The following is a 20,993-nucleotide window of genomic DNA, read 5'->3' as shown; positions in this document are numbered from 1 at the left end:
AGCGAATGCAGAAACCAGGAATTCAGCTGTTATTTATGTTGCCGGCTTTCTTTATCTTCACTCTTTTCATCATGATTCCGATGGCAGGCAGTTTTTACTTCAGCTTGACGGACTGGGATGGGTTAAATCCGTCTTTTCATTTTATCGGTATCAAAAATTACGAAAAACTGATTCATGATTCCGAAGTATGGATCGCATTAAAGAATACGGTCGTATTCGCCTTACTTGTCACCATCCTTCAGAATATCCTTTCGTTGTTGCTCGCAATTTTAGTCGACGGGTCGAGTTGGATCATGCGCTTCCTGCGCGTTTTTTATTTGGTTCCCGCATTGTTAAGCGCTCTGGCAATCGGATTTATTTGGAGTTATTTGTATAACCCGGTATTCGGAATCATTAATGCGGGCTTGGAGAGCATCGGCCTTGGACAATGGGCTCAGGATTGGATGGGAGATCCGAAGTGGTCGATGTATAGCGTCGTTTTCACGAACATATGGCAATGGACAGGACTTTCGATTGTGATCTATCTTGCTGGTCTCCAAGCGATTTCTGCGGATCTATATGAGGCAGGGGATATTGACGGAGTCAGTAGGTGGCAAAAATTCACCAAAATCACTTTTCCACTAATCGCGCCTGCTTTTACGGTTAATATCCTGATCTCGATCATCGGAAGCATGAAAGTATTCGATCTCATATTCGTCATGACCAAAGGAGGACCGGGGACGGCAACAGAGTCTCTCTCGATTCTCTTATATAAAAAGGCGTTTAATTTCAACGAGATGGGATACGGAACGTCGATCGCTATCGTCATGTTCGTCATTATCCTGCTGATCTCGGTGTTTCAACTCCGCATTCTTCGCAGAAGGGAGATTGAAGCCTGATGCCCGCATCTCTCGCAAGAAAATCATTATCCGGTCTGGTTCTGTCGTTGTGGGCGTTTATCGTTGCGTTACCTCTAGTCGTACTTGTTAACGTGGCCGTGAAATCGCCGCAGGAGCTGCTTGAATCCTCGCTTTCGATTCCGAAGCAATGGATGTGGAGCAATTTCGCGGAGGCTTGGAAGACCGCGCATCTTTTCTCGGCTTTCGGGAATAGCTTGCTGATTACGGTGGTATCGCTTGCGGGCGTTGTATTCGTCAGCGCGTTTGCCGCGTATCCGATCGCAAGATCCAAGACCAAGCTGACGAACTCGTTCTTCCTGTACTTCATTTCGGGTATCATGGTGCCGTTTCCGTTAGCCATGATTCCGCTTTATAAGCTCTTGAAAATGATGCATATGATCAACACGCATCAGGGCGTCATTTTCATCTACATCGCGCTAACCATTCCTTTTTCCGTGTTTTTGTATTCGGGGTTCTTAAAGGGAGTTCCGAGGGAATTGGAAGAGTCAGCTCTGATTGACGGTTGCGGACCGTTCCGGACGTTCTTGACCATCGTATTTCCGTTAATGAAGCCGGTAACTGCATCAGTTATCATTACGAACAGCCTCACGATCTGGAATGACCTTCTCGTGCCGCTTCTTTATCTTCAAGCCCGAGAAAATCGCACGATTACGATCGCGATATTCAGTTTTACAGGACAATACAACAACAACTGGGCCATGATTTTCTCCGCCATATTGTTAGGTACTCTTCCGCTCATCATTACGTTCCTCTTCCTTCAAAAGCAGTTCATTAAAGGAATTGTCGGCGGGGCGGTTAAGGGGTAATAAGCCCACGAGGGACTGTCGTAAAAGTAGAAATTTACTTGTGCGACAGTCCTTTTCTTTACAATATCAGAAACTATAAAAAAATAACGCTAAGCCGGATACAGACGAGGGCTTACCGTATATTTTCTTTCTTGAACTCTATACAATCCTCTCTAACAAATTCCCCACCTTTTCCGCATCCCTACGATAGTAAAAAAACGGACATTCATTAAAAAAAATGACCACTGATTTACTCCATCCCTTATTTTATAATAATATCGGAGGTCTCTGATCACTAATCAGCAAATTTATAGAACCGATAAAACACAAAAAGACCGAGATTCAACGGCTGAAATCTCTGTCTTTTTTATTATTGGAAGATACTTCGTACACTTGGATCAATAGAACATGATACGATAATCAATATATAAGAAGAGTCAGAAACAAAAGGGGAAACGTCTATGAAAACACGTCTTGGGAAACTATTCGACTCCTTTCGATTTCAACGAATTCGCAGCCGTGTGCTTTTAGGAATGATCGTTATCTCAGTACCAGCGTTGTTTTTATTGGGCTACGTATCCTTTAACACCGCAAAAGATACATTGATGGAAACAAATACCAGAACAAATCAGGATCATCTCAAGACTTCAAGCGAAGTCGCGGAGTTGTTATTTCAGAACATCGAGAATTTAAATCAAGCGATCGTATTTGACGAAGGGACCCGGGACGAACTTCGTTTAAGCAATCAAATATCCGATCGGGGACTGTATGATCTTCCACAGAAAATAAGAAGCCGGATGCAAAGAGTGATGAACAACAACTTTATCGATTCCAGTTACGTCGATTCCGTTTGTCTGCTCAACTTGAATATGGAGGCTTACTGCTTGGGACGCTCGGATGACGCCGGTAAATATGAAGGATCGGACAAGCTGGCGGTCATCCCCAGCGAAGAATGGTATCGAACCGCGAGCGACGCCCAGGGACGAGTCGTGTTTCTTGGCAGCAACGTTCTTGAAAATAATCCGAATTCCTTCTCGTCGGTCAAGTTGTTTCGGGACGCCGTCAACTTGGAAGGAAAGCCGATAGGTATGCTGATCGTCAATATTTCCAGTTCGATCTTCGACCGAATCTTTATCGGAGCCAAATCTTACGGGGGAACTTATCTCGCCATCGACTCTTCGGTAACCCCGGTCCGAATCATCTATCCGGGGCAATCCGAACTTACACCGACTTTGGAGCAGGGGGATCTCACCTCGATCTTCGCGCAATTGGAGAATCAAGGGTACCTGAACAGCAAGTATGTGAACGAAACGACGGAGTGGACGTTTCTTCATGCGATCAAAGCGAACATGCTGCTTCGGCAATCCAATCAAATCGGCGTTTTTACGGCTACGATTGCTTTCCTCATCGCCCTTGGTGCGATCTTGCTTTCCTACTTTATCTCCGGCGGGATTACCCGTCCGTTGTTGAAACTGAAAAAAATGATGGTGGATTGGACGAAGGGCGCGAGAGAATTCGACGAGATTTCCGGCAAAGACGAAGTCAGCGTCATCGGCAGTACGTTTAGGCGGATGGCGTTCGAGAACGACGAGTTAAACCATCGACTGATCGAATCCAAATTAAAAGAGCGCGAAGCCGAATTGCGCGTACTGCAAGCGCAGATAAATCCACACTTCCTCTATAACACGCTGGATTCGATTTATTGGATGGCTATGCTGCAAAAGCACAAAAACATCGCCCAGATGGCCATATCTTTGTCAAAGAGCTTTAAGCTTAGTTTGAACAATGGCAGGGAGACCATCCTTGTCTATAAGGAATTCATGCATATCGAACATTATTTGACGATTCAAAATATCCGATATAACGAGCGATTTACCTTTCATCAGAATGTGGATGATTCCATCATGCGGATCGAAATGCTGAAGCTTCTGCTTCAGCCTTTGGTAGAAAACGCGATTACTCATGGATTGGAGCCTCAGATCGGCGAGGGCACGGTAAGCCTCACGGGAAAACGGGATGGAGAATTTCTGGTGTTCGTCGTGGAAGATGACGGAGTCGGCATGGAGGACTTGTCCGTTATTGAAAAAGGGTTCGGGATGCGGAATGTCAAAGAGAGGCTCACGCTTTACTACGGGCCGTCCAGTTCCTTTGACATCATGAGCGAGAAAGGCAAAGGAACGAAGGTCACGCTTCGCTTCAGGCCGTATGAGAAGGAGTGGCAGCCAGATGCTGAAAGCCGTGTTATTTGACGATGAACATATCGTACTCGAAGGATTGCAGACCATTATCGATTGGAGCAGCTTCGGTATCCAGGTCGTCGGCACGGCGGGGGACGGTCCGTCGGCTTTGGAACGGTTTCAAAAGGAGAAGCCCGACTTGGTGCTCACGGACATCTCGATGCCGGGGATGGACGGTTTGCAGCTCATCCAGGCGATTCTCGGGCAAGCGCCCGAGACTTACTGCATCGTGTTCAGCGGATACAACGAATTCGCTTACGTGAAGCGCGCAATCCAAATCGGCGTATCCGATTATTTGGAGAAGCCGCTTGAGGTGGAAAATATTGAAGAGGCTTTGCGCAAAGCGATCGTGCAGATCGGCAAGCGGGTCGAAGTCCGGACGCACAAGCAAAATTACGAGGAAAGCAGGAAAGTGTTGCTGGAGAAAGCTTCGCTCGATCTCTTGCAGGGAAACAAGGACGCTCTCCACAAATGGAATGAGTTGCTGGGACCCCAAGCCGACATTCTCTCGGGCGTGACGGTTCTGGCCTGCTCCGAAGAGCTGCCGATCGGCGACCGTCCGGATTGTGACGTCGTCCGCATCCGGCACGGGGAAGAGTACCTCGCCGTAATGCTGCACCGCTTACCCCCAAGCCAAGCGCTGTGGGAGGAGCTGGATCAGGAAGCCGAGAAGAGAGGCGTGACCGTAGGCGCTGGCCATACCTGCCTTGACCTCGGGCAAATTCCCGAGAGCTACCGCGAAGCGCTGCGAGCGTTGCGCTGCGGGCGCTATCTCCATCAGAAGGGATTGGTGGGATTTGAGGATTTGGGCGAATTGATCACTTCACCGAAGGACTTGTCCGAGAGGGAAGAGGCGATCATTCTTAGTCTGCGTGCCGGCAACTACACGGGACTTATCGAGCAGATCGAACCGTTTATCGAATGGATCAAGACGGAGCTCGTCGATCCCGAAGTCGTGGAGCGGGAGATGGTCAAGCTGCTTTATGTTGCGCTGGAGGCTGCCAAAGAAAGCGTAAGTCCGAACAAGAAAGACCTGTTCGCGCCACATGTGGAGATAAGGGCGATCCATGAGCGAGACAAGATGCTCGCTTGGTTTCGCAAACAGTTCGAGCAGATCGTCCAATCCGCTCTGGAACTTCGCGAAGATACGAAATATTCGACGGTGGAGCAAGCGCAGTTCTACATTGAGAGCCATGCGTCCCATCACCTTTCGCTCCAGGATGTCGCCCGGCATGTCGGAATTAGTCCATCTTATTTAAGCGTTCTGTTCAAAGAGGTAACGGGAGAAACTTATATCAAATACATGACGCGTTTTCGCATTGAACTCGCCAAGAAGCTGCTTGCAAGCGGTCGGAAGGTAAGCGAGGTGAGCGAGAAGGTCGGGTACCATACGTATCGGCACTTTTCCGAGGTGTTCAAGAAATACACGGGGTTATCACCGGGACAGTTCAAAGAGAAATGCGGGCATCCGAATGATTCGGTGTAGATGCATTCCACAAAAAAACGGACATCGATCTATGAAAAATGCAGATACTTGACGGGAAAACTTACCCCTATACTTGATTCAGGGGCTAACGCACCCGGCTCGTATGAGCACAACAGAACAAGGGGGAAACGACAGTGAAAGCAAGAAAATGGTCCGCCATTCTCATCTGCGTCATGTTGGTCGGGAGCTTGCTCGCCGCATGCGGCAAGAGCAACAACGGCAACAGCGGGAGCAGCGCAACAAGCTCGTCATCTGCAGCAACGAACGAAACGAGCAAGGAAACTGGCACTGAGGCACAACAAGTCAAACTTACCGCCCTGATCGGCAACGTTAACGAAATCGTGTCCTCTGCGAAGGCATTGATCGCCGCTTTCGAGAAGAAGAACCCGAACATCAAGGTCGAAATCGAATTAACCCCTGGCGGCGTGGAAGGCGAAAACCTGCTCAAGACGAAACTAGCAACCGGCGATGCGGGAGACATTATCTTTTTCAATTCCGGTTCGGTCATGCAAGCGCTTAATCCGGAAAAGAATTTCGTCGATCTCACGAACGAACCATTCCAGGCGAATATTTACGACTCTTTCAAGCAAACTGTCACTGCCAACGGCAAAGTGTACGGCGCTCCGTATCAATCGACGGCTGCTGGCGGCTGGTTCTACAACAAGAAGGTCTATGCCGACCTCGGGTTGTCGGTGCCGAAGACATGGGATGAACTCATGGCGAACGTGAAGAAGATTAAAGAGGCGGGCAACGGTGTCGCTCCGATTATTGGAACGTATAAGGACTCTTGGACTACCCAATTGCCCCTGCTTGCCGACTACTATAACGTTCAGGCGCAGGCCCCGAGTTTCGCTGCGGATTACACCGCCAACAAGGCGAAGTATGCAACGACGCCGGCCGCTCTCCGAAGCTTCGAGAAGCTTCAGGACATATCGGGCAATATGAACAAGGATTATCTGGCTACCACGTTCGACGCCGGCATCAAGATGCTGGCCGAAGGCAAAGGCGCGCATTACCCGATGCTGAGCATGATTTCCGCGACCATCGCTCAGAACCATCCCGACAAGATCAATGATATCGGTTTCTTCGCCCAGCCGGGAGACAGCGCGGATCAGAACGGTTTGACCGTCTGGATGCCTTCCGCCGTTTATGTCTACCAGAATGCGAAACATCTTGACGAAGCCAAGCTGTTCGCGAATTTTGTCGGATCGGTCGAAGGCATGGCCGCAGTTGGCACCGTCTCGAAGCCTGTCGGTCCTTATGTCGTAAAAGGAGCGCAGTTGCCGGCCGACACGCCGCAGGTCGTGAAAGACATGCTTCCGTATTTCGACAATGGAAAAACGGCTCCGGCGCTCGAGTTTCTGACTCCGGTCAAAGGGCCGAACCTCCCGAGCATTTCGGTAGAGGTCGGTGCGGGTCAACGCTCCGCGGAAGATGCGGCGAAGGCCTATGACAAAGACGTTGAAAAGCAAGCGCAGCAACTAGGTTTGGCCGGTTGGTAAGGCCATCAATCCAAGTGGATCCTTCGGCCCTGCAGACTTTTGCAGGGCCGTTGTTACACCTTAAGGGGGATCATGATGAATAAAGTCATCAAACGCACGTATTCCTACACGTTCCTCTTGCCGGCTGCGGTCATCTACCTGGTGATTTTTATCGTGCCGACGGTAATGTCGTTCTTTTTCAGTATGACAAGGTGGACGCTCTTCGACTGGAAGTTCATCGGATTCGACAACTTCGTCATGTTCTTCGAGGAAGCGTCGCTCCGGATCGGATTTCAGAACACGTTGATCTATGCCGTTGTCACCTGTGCCTTGAAAGTGGTGATCGGGCTGCTCTTAGGCGTATTCCTCACCTCCAAGATCAGAGTGAGAGGGTATTTGCGATCCGTTGTGTTCTTCCCGGCGCTGGTGAGCACGATAGCCGTCGGGATCGCCTTCAGCAAGATGATGCATCCGACGTACGGCTTGATCAACAAGGCGCTCGCCTGGTTCGGGATTCCCGCGGTGGATTGGCTCGGGAATACGGACATCGCTCTTCTGTCCGTCGCATTGACAGACGTATGGAAAGGCGTCGGATTCGCGACAGTCATCTTTATAGCCGGGATCCTGTCGATACCCGAAGAATATTATGAGGCGCTGCAAATCGACGGAGGCAATTCGTACAATAAATTCTGGCATATCATCGTTCCGCTGAGCCGTCCCGCCACGAACACGGTCATCATTTTCGCCTTCATCGGCGGCTTGCGTTCGTTCGATCTCATCTGGTCGATGACGGGAGGAGGTCCGGGTTTCGCCACGGACGTCATCGCCTCCATCATCTACAAGCAGTACCAGGCCGGATTTTACGGGCTTTCCACGGCCGGTAACGTCATTCTGTTCGTCGTCGTCGCCCTGTTCGCGTATCCGCTTCAATACTTCCTGAACCGCAGAGAGGTAGAGCTATGAGAGGTAAAGCGAAAAAACTGACGATCGAGATCGTTGCCGTGCTTCTGTCCGGCTTGATCTTCTGGGTGCCCTTGTATTATGTATTCGTCAATGCATTAAAAGACGCGCCCAGCGCTTCGGAGCTCAGCATCGAATGGCCGTCATCCGTGCATCTGTGGAGCAACATCAAAGAAGTCATTGCCGCTAACGATTACATGCTAATCCGTGCCTTATATAACAGCATTGTCCTCACGGTGCTCTCTATTATCGTGATGATCTTCGTCTGCGCGATGGCAGGATTTATCATGCACCGCAGGCAAGACAAGTTCACGCCGTGGATTATGTTTATCATCTTTGCCGGCTTGATCATTCCGCCGGCGATCGTTCCGACGATATGGGTCTTGGACAACCTCGGATTGTTCAAAACGCTGACCGGCATCGTATCGGTAGAAGTCGCTTTGGGGTTTCCTTTCGGCTTCATCATATATCGGAATTTCATGGCCGGGATTCCCCGGGAGATCGACGAAGCGGCGATTATCGATGGTTGCGGCGGATTCCGCTTGTTTTTCCGGATCATCCTGCCATTACTTCAGCCCGTCACGGCGACCACGATCGTCACCTCTTCGGTCGGGATCTTCAACGATTTCGTGAATCCGCTCTACTTCTTCCCGGGAGCGAAGAACGTGACCGTGCAGGTGACCTTATACAACTTTATGGGTCAGTACACGACCCAGTACAATTTGCTCTTCATGAACATTCTGGTCATTACCGTCCCGCTTTTGATTCTGTTCATTTTCTTTAACAAAAAGATCGTTTCCGGCATGACGGCCGGTTCCGTAAAAGGTTGATTTTTCATCCGATGGAAGGAGAATTTGCGAAATGCAAACTACGGTCGAAATGGTGAGCAACGGATTAACGCTGCGAGGGATGCTTCACAAGCCGGAACATACGGAGCATCCAGTCCCTGCGGTGCTGATGCTCCATGGCTTCAGCAACAACAAGATGGAGACGGGCTGGATGTTCGTCGCCCTGTCAAGAATGCTGGAGCGTCGCGGCATCGCGAGCTTGAGATTCGATTTTGGCGGCAGCGGGGAAAGCGATGGAGACTTCATGGATATGACGATTTCCGGAGAAGTTTCCGATGCAAAGCGGATCCTCGAATATGCCAAGTCGCTCGAATTTGTCGATCCGGAGAGAATCGGCGTGCTCGGCATGAGCCTGGGCGGCGTGGTAGCTGGCATCCTGGCAGGGAAACATACGCAAGATGTCCAATCGCTATGTCTGTGGGCGCCTGCCTTCGTCGCTTCCGAGCATGTCAGAAGCGGCCGTGTGGGCGAGATGGACATTACGAACATCAAGGAAGAAGGTTATGTGCAGATCGGGTTCGGAGGGTTGCGCCTCGGGAGCGGGTTTGTGGAAGATGTGCTGCAATTGGATATCGCCGGATTGGCTTCCGGTTATGATAAACCGATTCTCATCCTGCAAGGCGATCGTGATACAGCCGTTCCGCTGTCCTCCACCCGTCAATTCATGGAGCATTACGGCGGGAAGGCGAAGCTTGAAATCGTTGAAGGCGCGGGACACATGTTTGAACGATTCGAACATCGAACCATGGTATTGGAACGAACTGCCCGGTTTATGATTGAACAACTAGGCCTGATGCAGGAGTACGAATGATGCTGCGTGTATGGAATGATGTACAGAAGGAACGTTGTTGGCACAGCCAATGGATCTGGGACGTTCGGCAGCCGGAAGAAGGCGGAAGCATGGAGCACCGGCTTGTATACTTCCGGAGATCCTTTCATGTAGCTGAAGGTGTGAAACCGAGGCTGGCCGTGGACATTACCGCGGACAGCCGGTACCGGCTGTTCGTCAATGGCCGCTCCGTCGCAGTTGGCCCCTGTAAGGGAGACCGGCATACGCAACATTACGAGACGGTGGATGTGAGCTCATTGCTGAGGCCGGGAGATAATGTGCTCGCCGTCCAGGTTCTGCGTTATCCTGCGCTGGAGCCTTTCATCAGTGGCGCAGGCGGCCCAATCTCCGTCTGGCGTTCCCAATCCGCGGGATTATTGGTTGAAGCCAGCCTGCGCGACGAGCATGATGCGGAGCTGGAGCCTCTTCATAGCGGTCCGGAATGGAAGGTTTATCGGCATCGGGGCTACCGGTATGTTCCCAAACCGCTCATTCAATGGATGGGAGGCGTCGAGGAAGTCGACGGAACCGGTGCTCCGCAAGGCTGGCAGAATCCCGGCTTCAATGACGATGAATGGGCGCAGGCGTTGCCGTTCGCGGAAACGAAGGGGGACTGGGGCTTGCTGAGTCCGTGGAACTTGGTACCTCGTCCGATTCCGTTCCTGTATGAGGAGGAGCGGACATTCGTCAAGGTGACGAGATCGGAAGGCATCGGACCGGAGCAAGCGGAGAAGCTGATGGCTGGCGCGACGTTTCAACTGGCGGCCGGCTGCAAGCTGGCCCTGGAACTCGATGCCGGCGAGCTTACGACCGGCTATCTCACGGTCGGTGTGCGCGGAGGCCGCGGCAGCGTCATCAGGATGTTATGTTCGGAGTGTTACGAAGACCCGTCAAGCAGCGCCATGCGGCGCATCAAAGGCAATCGGGCTGATGCGAACGGCAAGCTGATGGGGGAGTACGACGTCTATCGTGTGGCCGGTCATGCGGATCAACGGTCGATCGAAGTGTATGAACCGTTCTGGTTCCGAACGTTCAGATATGTGCAGCTTGAGATTGAAGCGGGAGAAGAACCGATCGAGCTCGTTTCATTCACCTATCAAGAAACCGGATACCCCTTGGAAGTGAAGGGGGAATTCCGGTGCTCGGACGAAGAGCTGAATATGATCTGGGAGCTGAGCGTCAGAACGTTGAAGCGTTGCATGCACGAGACGTATGAGGATTGTCCGTACTATGAACAGTTGCAATATGCGATGGACAGCCGGTTGATGATGCTTTTCACTTACTATGTCAGCGCGGATGACAGGTTGCCGCGGAGGACGATCGCGGATTTCTACCGGTCGAGACAGCCTTCCGGGCTGCTGCAGTCCCGATTCCCGTCCGTTGAGCCGCAGATCATTCCGTCGTTTGCCCTCTACTGGGTGGACATGCTGGCCGAGCATTACGAGTTCTTCGGCGACCGGGAGCTCATCGCGGCGTACCGCCCGGCGCTCATCGAGCTGATGGACTGGTACGATGCGCGATTGACGGATAGCGGAATCGTCGGCGTGACTTCGGACCGCTACTGGACGTACTTCGACTGGGTGGAAGCTTGGCCGCTTGGGGCGCCGCCGGAAAGCAAGGATCGGCCGATGTACTTGCTCAGCTTGATGTATGCCGCGTCGCTGCGCAAAGCAGCCTGGCTGCTGGAAGAGACGGGATGGAGCGACGCGGCGGGCGAAATGCTGGCGAGAGCGGATTCGATGTGCGGGGCCGTACGGCGGCTGGCATGGTCGGAGGAGCGGCAATTGTTCCGCGATTTGCCCGACACGGAAATTTACAGCCAGCATACGCAAATTATGGCCGTCCTGGCCGGCACCGTAATCGGAGAGGAAGCCAGGCAGCTGATGGAACGCACGCTGCGTGAACCGATTCATCTCGTGACGCTGCCGTTTTCCTTTCTTCTATTCCAAGCCTTGAAGAAGACCGGCCTCCACCATCAAGCTTTCGGGCTCTGGGATCGCTGGCGTGTATTCACCAAGCAGGGGCTGACGACATTGCCCGAGACAGAAGTCAATCCCCGCAGCGACTGCCATGCCTGGAGCGCCGTCCCTCTGGCCGAGTTCCCGGCATCCTTCCTTGGCGTGACGCCGGCCGAGCCGGGGTTCAAGACGATATCGATCGAGCCTTGGCCCGGAAAGCTCAAGTGGGCGAAGGGCAGCATCCCGACAGTACAAGGCACGGTCGAGGTGGAGTGGGAGCTGGAAGCGAACGACTTCCAACTGCGGGTAAAGTTGCCGGATGGCGTCTCCGCGCGGGTCAAGCTTCCTGATGGCACCGAGAGTACGCTGCAGGGAGCGGGGCGGTTTCAATGCCGTATGGAATCCTGACTTATAACATGTTCATCTTCTTATGGATTGGGAACGGAAGCGGGCAATCATGACGCGAGATATTAATAACTCATAGGGAGTGTTTTGTATGATGAATAAACAAGTGCATGTTGGATTACTGTTGCTCAGATTGGCTTTAGGATTAACGTTCTTCATCCACGGGATCATGAAATTTCAAGGCGGCATCACTAATACTTCAGGATGGTTTCAAAGTATTGGGTTGCCGGGGTTTGCGGTATATGTTGTAGCCATCCTCGAACTCGCAGGCGGTGTTGCATTAGTACTCGGATTGGGTACGCGTATTATTGCTGCCCTGTTCTCTATCGTCATGCTGGTCGCCATTGTGAAAGTGAAGCTTGGTGTCGGTTTTGTGGGAGGATCTGAGTTAGAAATCGCGCTCTTTTCCATGTCCATTTGCTTAGCATTTGCCGGTAAAACCGGCTATTCTCTGGACAGTGTGTTATTCCGAAATAAGAACATGGAGAATTCAAAGTTTATTTAAGCCGATCTCTCCGCGCTCTAAAGGAAGCAACGTTTGAATGGATGAATGGATAATAGGAGGCCAACAATGTCACGGGATATTCCGCAATTGATTTCACAAATGACACTGGAGGAGAAGGCTTCGCTTTGCTCGGGCCTTGATTTCTGGCATACGAAAGGGATCGAAAGACTCGGTATTCCGTCGGTCATGATGACCGACGGTCCTCACGGATTGCGCAAACAGCGTGCTTCGGCCGATCATTTGGGCCTGTACGACAGCGTCCCGGCCACGTGTTTTCCTTCCGCCGCGGGGCTTGCCTCTTCATGGGATCGCGAGCTGATCGGCGAGGTCGGCGTCGCGCTCGGGGAAGAATGCCAGGCCGAGAACGTCGCTGTGCTGCTCGGACCGGGGGCGAATATCAAGAGATCGCCGCTGTGCGGGCGCAATTTCGAATATTTCTCCGAGGATCCCTATTTATCTTCAGAATTGGCGGCCGCCCATATTCAAGGGGTACAGAACCAAGGCGTCGGCACTTCGCTGAAGCACTTCGCGGCGAACAACCAGGAGCACCGCCGGATGACGACCGATGCCATCGTGGACGAGCGGACGCTGAGGGAAATTTACCTCGCGAGCTTCGAAAGCGCTGTCAAGAAGAGCCAGCCGTGGACGGTAATGTGCGCCTACAATCAAGTGAACGGGGCGTTCGCTTCCGAGAATGCCGCCTTACTGACGGATATCCTGAAGGACGAGTGGGGGCACGAGGGCTTTGTCGTGTCCGATTGGGGCGCCGTCAACGAACGCGCGGATGGCTTGGCAGCAGGCCTCGAGCTTGAGATGCCATCCAGCGGCGGGCAGGGCGACCTCAAAATCGTGGAAGCGGTCCGCGCCGGGAAGCTGTCAGAAGAGAAACTAGACCGGGCGGTCGAGCGGATTCTTCGGGTGATTTTCAAAGCGGTGGACAATATGAAGCCGAACGTAAGTTACGATGCAGAGGCGCATCACCGGTTGGCAAGAGTTGTCGCGAGGGAAAGCATGGTGCTGTTGAAGAACGAAGACCGCATCTTGCCGCTTGGGAGAGTAGGCCGGATCGCTTTGATCGGAGCGCTCGCCGAGAAGCCACGGTACCAGGGCGGCGGAAGCTCGCATATCAAGCCGACGAAGCTGGATAGCATCCGGGACGAGATCGTGAAGTCGGCAGGCGTGGGGGCACATATCTCCTATGCCCAAGGATACGAGCTGGACGGCGACGCAACCGATCCGAATCTGTTCGAAGAAGCGATACGCGCCGCCGTGCAAGCGGACGTGGCCGTTCTGTTCGCCGGCTTGCCGGACCGCTATGAATCGGAAGGCTATGACCGGACGCACTTGAGCCTGCCGCCGAATCAGAATGAGCTGATCCAGGCATTGGCCGCGGCGCAGCCGAATCTGGTCGTCGTGCTCAGCAACGGAGCACCGGTGGCAATGCCCTGGATCGGAGAAGTCAAAGCCGTGCTCGAGGCGTATTTGGGCGGACAGGCGCTCGGCGGAGCGATTGCCGATCTGGTGTTTGGCGATGCCAATCCTTGCGGTAAACTGGCCGAGACGTTCCCGATGCGTATCGCCGACACCCCGGCTTATTTGAACTTCCCCGGCGACGGGGACCGGGTTGAATATAAGGAAGGCATTTATGTCGGCTACCGTTATTACGACAAGAAGCAGATTCGACCTCTGTTCCCGTTTGGCCATGGCCTCAGCTACACGACTTTCGAATATAGCGCACTAGCGATGGACAAAACGGTCATAAGTGACACCGAAACGGTGAATGTTTCGATCAATGTGAAAAATACCGGGAGCCGCGCCGGCAAAGAAATCGTACAGCTGTATGTGCGCGATACGACAAGCAGTGTTTCGCGTCCCGACAAGGAACTGAAGGGATTCGCCAAGGTGTCGCTTGCGCCCGGCGAAGTGAAGACCGTCTCCTTCATCCTCGACAAGAGATCCTTCGCTTACTTCGACGTCGAAAGGAAAGATTGGCACGTCGAGACAGGGGAGTTCGAGATTCTGATCGGCAAGACTTCGGCGGATATTGCTCTCAAGGGAACGATTCTAGTCCATTCATCGGTGCCGGTCGAGTATACTTATACGCGCAATTCGACGGTCGGCGATCTGATGGACAATCCGCAAGCTGCCAATATTTTGACGGATATGCTGAAGCACACCCCCTTCGACGCTTCGAAGAAAGAAGAGAACGGAGCCGAGATGATGGATGCCTTCGTCAAGTATTTGCCGCTCCGGGGATTGACGGCCTTCAGCGGAGGCGTAGTGACGGACGAAATGCTGGAGTCTTTGCTTAACCGCTTGAATCGCTAAAAGAGAAACGAGGCTGTCCCAAACGCCATCGAATTGCGGGCAGCCTCTCTTTGTTATCTTAAGTGCCTGCTATAGACGGAAAGAGGGTAATCATCGAGATGGATCGCCAGCCAGATCATCGGCGCGACGAGGCCATATGGACTTCATCTTTTATCGTGCTGACCTTGTGCTTTCTGTTGTTATTTCTGTGCCTTCAGCTGCTGCTATCCCCATTCCCGTCATACGTGAAGGAGCAATATCATCCGGGCGACCTGGTCGTCAGCTTGGTTACAAGTTTGATAGCGGTTTCGGCCATTATTGCCCGCGTAGTTACCGTGCCATTGATGAAAAGAGTTTCCCGTACCCGAATTCTCTACGGAGGTATTGTACTCGCCGCGATCTCGACTGTTTCCTATTCCTTGGTTGATTCTGTCGCGGGTTTGCTGCTGTTGCGGGTTCTGTTCGGTTTCGGGTTCGGTGTCGCAAGTTCCGTGCTGCCGACGCTGGTCACGCAAATCATCCCCGAGAACCGAATGGGGGAGGGGATCGGTTACTTCGGGCTCTCCACCACCATCGCCATGTGTGCGGGTCCCCTGATCGGATTGACGGTTCTCGAGGAATTTGGTTTTGCTGCGCTGAGCCTTCTGGGTACGGTCACCGTTTTGATGATCATTCCGCTTTTGCAAGCTGTCAAACCTATTTTTTTGACACGCCCCACGAAGACTGAGACGGTGCCGACTTCGGAAGACTCCTCCGGGGTTTCTTTGCGAACCAGACGATTCATCGTCCCGGCTCTGCTTCATTTTATGATGTCATCATCGTACGGCGGCGTATTAAGCTTCCTGGCTCTGTTCGGGAAGGAGTCTGGGATCGCGAAGGTCGGCTTATTTTTCCTGTTCGCCTCGGTTGCGATCGTTGCGGTACGCCCCATATCGGGTCGGTTGTACGATCGGAAGGGGCATGAGCCCGTCCTCATTCCGGCTTCTTTGCTTGTCGCGGGCAGTTTATGGCTGTTATCCATCAGCACATCTGTTCCTTTACTGATAGGCTCCGCTTTGTTGTACGGATTGGGGTTCGGAGCCATTCAACCGACCCTTCAAGCCTGGATGCTGAAGGAAAGCCATCCAAGGGAGCGCGGAGCGATAAACAGCTTGTTTTACAATACGCTTGATTTAGGCGTGGCGCTCGGCTCCATGCTGCTCGGCGCGATCGCTTCCGCTTCAAGCTATGCCGTTATGTACCGCTTTTCGGCGGGGCTCATGGTCATTTTTCTGATCTGTTATCTTGTTTGGGGACGCAAAGCGATGGTAGCTGCAAGGTGACTTGAATTGTGAGTTAAAGAAAGGGAAAAAGATATGAAAACAAAATTTGTCACCTTCGTCGATTATTCCGGCAAGGAATTACCGATCTGATTAGGGAAGGTAGGTAAAAATAATATTTGCACTGTGTGTCAATATTCTCCGCATGAAAAGAGGCTGCAGCTAGTTAGTGGCTGCAACCTTTTGATTAGTATTGATTAAATATCAATTTTCCGGGTACCGATCCATTTCACCATCTCAGGATCGCGATGTGAGAAAAACAGGCTCTGTTTCATATCTAACGAAGCAATCGATTCCATATCCTCTTGGTTTAATTCAAAATCAAAAATATTGAAGTTTTCGATTATTCTTTCTTTACGAACTGACTTTGGAATCACAACGACTTCTCTTTGTGTCAACCAGCGTAAAACCACCTGGGCAACAGATTTATTAACCTTTTCAGCTATGGAACCCAATACCTCATTGTGGAACAAGTTATTTTTCCCTTCAGCAAAAGGCGCCCAGGATTCGATCTGAACATTATTCTCTTTCATGAATTTTGCATTTTCAATTTGCTGGTTGAATGGGTGCGTTTCAACCTGGTTTACGGCAGGAACTACTTCATTATGAATAATCAAATCGATCAGGCGATCCTCATGGAAATTACTAACGCCGATTGCACGGACCTTTCCTTCACGATACAATTCCTCCATAGCGCGCCAAGAACCAAACACATCTCCATATGGCTGATGAATTAAATACAAATCCAAATAATCCAATTGCAATCTATCCAGTGATTTTTCAAATGCTTTTTTTGTGCGCTCATAACCAGTATCCTGAACCCAAAGCTTCGTAGTGATAAATAATTCCTCTCTTGCCACGCCACTACGTTTGATCGCTCTGCCAACTGCTTCTTCATTTAGATAAACGGCAGCTGTATCAATCAGCCGATAGCCTGCCATAATAGCGTCATAAACGCTTTGTTCACATTCATTAGCATCTGCAATCTGAAAAACACCAAAACCGAGTATAGGCATCTCAACACCATTGTTCAAAATTACTTTTTGCATGATACAATCCTCCAGTGTTTTCAATGATTATGTGTAAATTGACTTAAAACTAAGCTTTACCACATTATGCTCCAACAGATAAAAAACCGTTATCTCATTTGTCGCAAATGATTGCCTAATCCTCTCGCCACATTCGCACGAAGGATGTAAATGTTTTATAATTGAATAAAAAGCAACACAAGGAGGAGCCATGTCTGAGGAATTACGAAAGCGGCAGGATGAACTCACAAAACTGATCGAGCATCATGCTCATCATGACCAAATTTTCAAGACAACTGTCCCTTCTCTGACCTTTATTCATTGCGACAAGATGACTGAGCGTGCATATAGAGTGTATAATCCTTCCTTTTGTTTTATCGCTCAGGGACTGAAGGAGCTTTTTCTTGCGGAGGAGCGTTTCGAATATGGTCCTTCCAATTACCTCATTACATCCATGAATCTGCCAGTGACCGGACAGGTCATAAAAGCTTCGCCCGAAGTTCCCTATTTGAGTTTGAAACTGGAGTTTACCCAGAATGAAATTTTAGAGGTTTTGAACGACTCTAGGATTCAAATCAATCCGAAAGAAAATGGTTCGCGGGCTATGTTTGTCGGTCAGATCGAGTTATCGATATTGGATGCGGTGCTTCGATTAGCTCGACTGATGGATCACCCTCAGGATATTCCCTATTTGGCTCCGATTCATAAGAAGGAAATCATTTATAGGCTCCTTCAAGGAGAATACGGCGTTGCCTTAGCGCAAATTGCGTTGGAAGGAAGCAACACCTATCGAATTAGAGACGCGATCAATGAAATTATCCACCAATATGACCAGCCGTTGCGGGTTGAGGAGCTTGCTGAGATTGCTAGTATGAGTGTTTCTACGTTCCACAGACACTTTAAAGTAATCACTGCCATGAGCCCTCTGCAACTTCAAAAACAGCTTCGGCTGCAAGAAGCTCGGCGCCTGTTGTTAACAGAGTCAGCGGATGCTTCGGAGGTTGCATATCGGGTAGGCTATGAAAGTCCCTCTCAGTTTAGTCGTGAATATTCTCGCATGTTTGGTTCTCCTCCCAAAACAGACATAAAGCGTCTGAAGGAAACATACGACCAAACACAGGGATCTACCGATCAAATCCTAGCCGAATCCAATGTATGAAAGCAAGCCAGTTCAAGCCAAACAAGAAAGGACAAATGAAATTCTCTCATCTATGTCAGATGGAGAACTTTAATTTGGCCTTTTTTTTATCAGATATATAGGTGAGTTGTTCATCTGGGAGAAATAGGCAATCATTTGAGATAATCGAGATATCGCCTCTTCTTTGTAATGTTGCATAATAAGTTGATACTGCTTTGAAGGAGGAAAAACAACTATGAAAAAGCTAATATTTCTTGCCCTCGGATTGGTGATTGCCTTCACATTTTCTGCTTGTGGAAGCAACAGCAATGACATGACAAACAGTACTGGGTCAGCGGAGCAGTCTAGTCCTAATCGTGAAGTAGTCAAACTCCCTGAAAACTACGATGAGGGTGTACTCTATACGACAGTTACTCGTGGAAATGCCAAAGAATACCTGTACACGAGTCGGGAAACGATCGAAGCGGTGAAGAAAGGCGAACCGATGCCCAGCGGAACCGTATTCACTCTCGAGATTTACCGGGATGGAGAACTATCCGATATTTTCGTGTCGGAAAAGCGCACTGGCTGGAACGACCAGACCTCATCTGATGAGAGCAATGGAGATTGGCGATACCAGGCTTACACGGCGGACAGGGAGTTAAATAACGAGAGAGACCTCGCGCGCTGCATTTCTTGCCACGCAACTGAGGAACGGGATGATTTCGTATACACGTACGATGAGGTGAAGGATTTCGAGCTTGAGGATTTTACGGCATCGAAGGATAACGCTACGGAATCCCAACTTGATAGTATCGCTTTGGCAGATTGGGAGGTCGCTGTTATAACAGATTACCTGGCTAATCTTTCATCCGACTAAACATAAGATTATGAGTAATCAAATAGTAGGAGGGAACTTTTGAATCCAAATATGATTATTAGACTGGTAATCGACCTTGTTATGACGGTTCTCATGTTAGTGGCAATGGCTTATCCTATTACGGGGAATACAGTCCATGAGTGGGTTGGTGTTTTCCTGTTTGTACTGTTTATTGTCCACAATTTCTTTAATCGACGGTGGTATAAAACCCTTTTTAAGAGGAAGTACAAGGTACAACAAATTCTTAGTATAGTCGTTAATCTGCTGTTTCTTGTAACTATAGCTGTGGCGCTGATAAGTTCCGTTCCGATTTCACGTGACCTATTTCCCTTGATCTCCATGAATAATAACATGATCATGAGAGAAATCCATGTTCTTACGGCATATTGGGCTTTTATACTCATGGCTGTTCATATCGGAATGTCCTGGGGAAGAATGATTAATGCAGCGCGAAAAATGGCGGGAATTACAACTGCCAGCCGTGTACGCACAATTGTGTTTCGTGTGTTGGCGGTGCTAATTGTTGTCTATGGTGTGCAGATTTCCTTTGAGAGAAATATGGGTTCTAAGCTGCTCATCTATAATCCATTTGGTGATTGGGGTTTCGAAGAATCTACCGTCAGTTTTTTAATCGATTACCTAGCAGTCATGGGAATCTATATCAGCGGGACTCATTATATTTTGAAATTTATTCAGAAAAGAGAGGTCAATTAAATGGAATATGTGAAGCTTGGAAATACGGGTCTGGATGTATCGCGGATTTGTCTTGGTTGTATGGGCTTCGGTGACACACAATGGGTTCATAAATGGGTGCTCGATGAGGAGAACAGTCGTCCGGTTATTAAGAGAGCCTTGGAGTTAGGCATTAATTTTTTTGATACGGCAAATGTGTATTCAAGAGGTATGAGCGAGGAGATTGTTGGAAGGGCGTTAAAGGACTTCGCAAATCGGGATGAGATCGTCATCGCAACCAAAGTTCACATCCGCATGCATGAAGGTCCCAATGGAGTCGGTCTTTCTCGTAAAGCGATCATGAGTGAGATTGATAAAAGCCTAAAACGTCTGGAAACCGATTATGTAGATTTGTACCAGATTCACCGCTGGGATTACAGTACGCCCATCGAAGAGACGATGGAAGCCTTGCATGATGTGGTGAAGGCCGGGAAGGCCAGATACATAGGCGCTTCGGCTATGTACGCTTGGCAGTTCCAGAAGGCGATCCATGTTGCCGAGAAAAATGGATGGACTCGGTTTGTATCCATGCAGAATCATTTAAACCTTATCTATCGTGAAGAGGAGAGAGAGATGCTGCCGCTCTGCAGGGCTGAAAAAATCGGTGTGATCCCATACAGCCCGCTTGCCGGGGGAAGATTGACGCGTGATCCGCAGGAAACAACGCATCGTTCGGAGACTGATGAAATTGCTAAATGGAAGTACGATGCGACTGCGGAAGCCGATCGATTGATCGTGGATCAGGTAGCGGCTATTGCAGAAAAACACGGCGTTCCTCGTGCTCAAATCGCGCTTGCCTGGCTGCTGCAGAAAGAACCGGTAACCGCTCCTATTGTCGGGGCGACGAAAATATCCCATCTCGAGGATGCAGTAGCCGCTCTTTCGATTAGGTTAACTTCAGAAAAAATATGCTTCATTGGAAGAACCGTATGCACCCCACCGGATCGTTGGTCATGAGTGATTTTGATTTCGGAAACAGAACAGCAATTCATTACCCAAGACAATGGTCGATGGATATCATTAGAGCTTGTTGTTGGTGAGAAACAATAAGGTTGAATGAGCCACTCTAGCGCTTAGTGGCTCTTTTTTGTAGTGTCGCCCAGCATGGGCGTTATCTATAGGGTGCAAGTCCCGAATGGCGAAGGCAGTAGTAGTCATTAGCTTAAGACAAGGGTGTCCTCCGTGAGGTGGAATCTGAAGGAAGTCGGCGGCAAATC

17 protein-coding genes and 1 pseudogene are annotated in these 20,993 nt (G+C 50.3%); 16 read left to right on the top strand and 2 right to left on the bottom strand.

Going from position 1 to position 20,993, the window contains the following annotated elements; all coding sequences use genetic code 11:
* Positions 1-5 precede the first annotated feature (5 nt).
* From ACESLK_RS24540 to ACESLK_RS24485, 12 genes are all read left to right on the top strand, one after another.
* Positions 6-878, top strand: coding sequence for a carbohydrate ABC transporter permease (locus ACESLK_RS24540; protein WP_373232357.1), 873 nt, complete (start codon positions 6-8; stop codon positions 876-878).
* Positions 878-1,705 carry a carbohydrate ABC transporter permease gene (locus ACESLK_RS24535; RefSeq protein ID WP_373232356.1) on the top strand — a complete coding sequence of 276 codons (828 nt, stop codon included), beginning with the start codon at positions 878-880 and terminating at the stop codon, positions 1,703-1,705. The genes ACESLK_RS24540 and ACESLK_RS24535 overlap by 1 nt, the downstream gene beginning before the upstream one ends.
* 440 nt (positions 1,706-2,145) lie before the next feature.
* On the top strand, positions 2,146-3,933 hold the full coding sequence (locus ACESLK_RS24530) for a sensor histidine kinase (protein ID WP_373232355.1): 1,788 nt from the start codon (positions 2,146-2,148) through the stop codon (positions 3,931-3,933).
* Positions 3,911-5,407: a response regulator gene (locus ACESLK_RS24525; protein WP_373232354.1), complete on the top strand. Its 1,497-nt coding sequence runs from the start codon at positions 3,911-3,913 to the stop codon at positions 5,405-5,407. Before ACESLK_RS24530 ends, ACESLK_RS24525 begins: the two co-directional genes overlap by 23 nt.
* A 134-nt stretch (positions 5,408-5,541) precedes the next feature.
* Positions 5,542-6,909, top strand: a complete 1,368-nt coding sequence (locus ACESLK_RS24520; protein ID WP_373232353.1) for an ABC transporter substrate-binding protein — start codon at positions 5,542-5,544, stop codon at positions 6,907-6,909.
* Positions 6,910-6,984: 75 nt separating this feature from the next.
* Entirely contained in the window at positions 6,985-7,851 is an 867-nt protein-coding gene (locus tag ACESLK_RS24515; RefSeq protein WP_373232352.1) for a carbohydrate ABC transporter permease, read from the top strand.
* A complete protein-coding gene (locus tag ACESLK_RS24510; protein WP_373232351.1) occupies positions 7,848-8,678 on the top strand; it encodes a carbohydrate ABC transporter permease in 831 nt (276 codons plus the stop codon). The genes ACESLK_RS24515 and ACESLK_RS24510 overlap by 4 nt, the downstream gene beginning before the upstream one ends.
* A 31-nt stretch (positions 8,679-8,709) precedes the next feature.
* Complete coding sequence (locus ACESLK_RS24505) at positions 8,710-9,507, top strand: alpha/beta hydrolase family protein (protein ID WP_373232350.1); 798 nt, start codon at positions 8,710-8,712, stop codon at positions 9,505-9,507.
* Positions 9,507-11,891: a family 78 glycoside hydrolase catalytic domain gene (locus tag ACESLK_RS24500; protein ID WP_373232348.1), complete on the top strand. Its 2,385-nt coding sequence runs from the start codon at positions 9,507-9,509 to the stop codon at positions 11,889-11,891. Before ACESLK_RS24505 ends, ACESLK_RS24500 begins: the two co-directional genes overlap by 1 nt.
* Positions 11,892-11,979: 88 nt before the next feature.
* Positions 11,980-12,393 (top strand): DoxX family protein, encoded by a 414-nt coding sequence (locus tag ACESLK_RS24495; protein WP_373232347.1) that lies wholly within the window; start codon positions 11,980-11,982, stop codon positions 12,391-12,393.
* A 66-nt stretch (positions 12,394-12,459) separates the two neighbouring features.
* Positions 12,460-14,721, top strand: a complete 2,262-nt coding sequence (locus ACESLK_RS24490) for a glycoside hydrolase family 3 C-terminal domain-containing protein (RefSeq protein WP_373232346.1) — start codon at positions 12,460-12,462, stop codon at positions 14,719-14,721.
* Between the two features lie 98 nt (positions 14,722-14,819).
* Positions 14,820-16,022, top strand: coding sequence for an MFS transporter (locus ACESLK_RS24485; RefSeq protein ID WP_373232345.1), 1,203 nt, complete (start codon positions 14,820-14,822; stop codon positions 16,020-16,022).
* 194 nt (positions 16,023-16,216) lie between these two features.
* Here ACESLK_RS24485 and ACESLK_RS24480 read toward each other — a convergent pair whose 3' ends face one another.
* Positions 16,217-17,068 (bottom strand): aldo/keto reductase, encoded by an 852-nt coding sequence (locus ACESLK_RS24480; protein WP_373232344.1) that lies wholly within the window; start codon positions 17,066-17,068, stop codon positions 16,217-16,219.
* A gap of 190 nt (positions 17,069-17,258) precedes the next feature.
* Here ACESLK_RS24480 and ACESLK_RS24475 point away from each other — a divergent pair, with 190 nt between their 5' ends.
* From ACESLK_RS24475 to ACESLK_RS24460, 4 genes and pseudogenes are all read left to right on the top strand, one after another.
* Positions 17,259-18,206 carry an AraC family transcriptional regulator gene (locus tag ACESLK_RS24475; RefSeq protein WP_373232343.1) on the top strand — a complete coding sequence of 316 codons (948 nt, stop codon included), beginning with the start codon at positions 17,259-17,261 and terminating at the stop codon, positions 18,204-18,206.
* A gap of 214 nt (positions 18,207-18,420) precedes the next feature.
* Positions 18,421-19,044, top strand: coding sequence for a cytochrome P460 family protein (locus ACESLK_RS24470; protein WP_373232342.1), 624 nt, complete (start codon positions 18,421-18,423; stop codon positions 19,042-19,044).
* 39 nt (positions 19,045-19,083) lie between these two features.
* Entirely contained in the window at positions 19,084-19,758 is a 675-nt protein-coding gene (locus ACESLK_RS24465; RefSeq protein WP_373232341.1) for a DUF4405 domain-containing protein, read from the top strand.
* A pseudogene (locus ACESLK_RS24460) lies at positions 19,759-20,737 on the top strand (aldo/keto reductase).
* 59 nt (positions 20,738-20,796) lie between these two features.
* On the opposite strand, the gene ACESLK_RS24455 reads toward ACESLK_RS24460, so the two are convergent.
* Positions 20,797-20,993 (bottom strand): hypothetical protein (locus tag ACESLK_RS24455; RefSeq protein WP_373232340.1); only part of this gene is annotated, 197 nt, incomplete at its 5' end.

The organism is Cohnella sp. (assembly GCF_041640265.1).
Taxonomy (GTDB): Bacteria; Bacillota; Bacilli; order Paenibacillales; family Paenibacillaceae; genus Cohnella.
The sequence above is the reverse complement of the archived record's forward strand: the minus strand, read 5'-3'. Positions and strand labels throughout refer to the sequence as shown.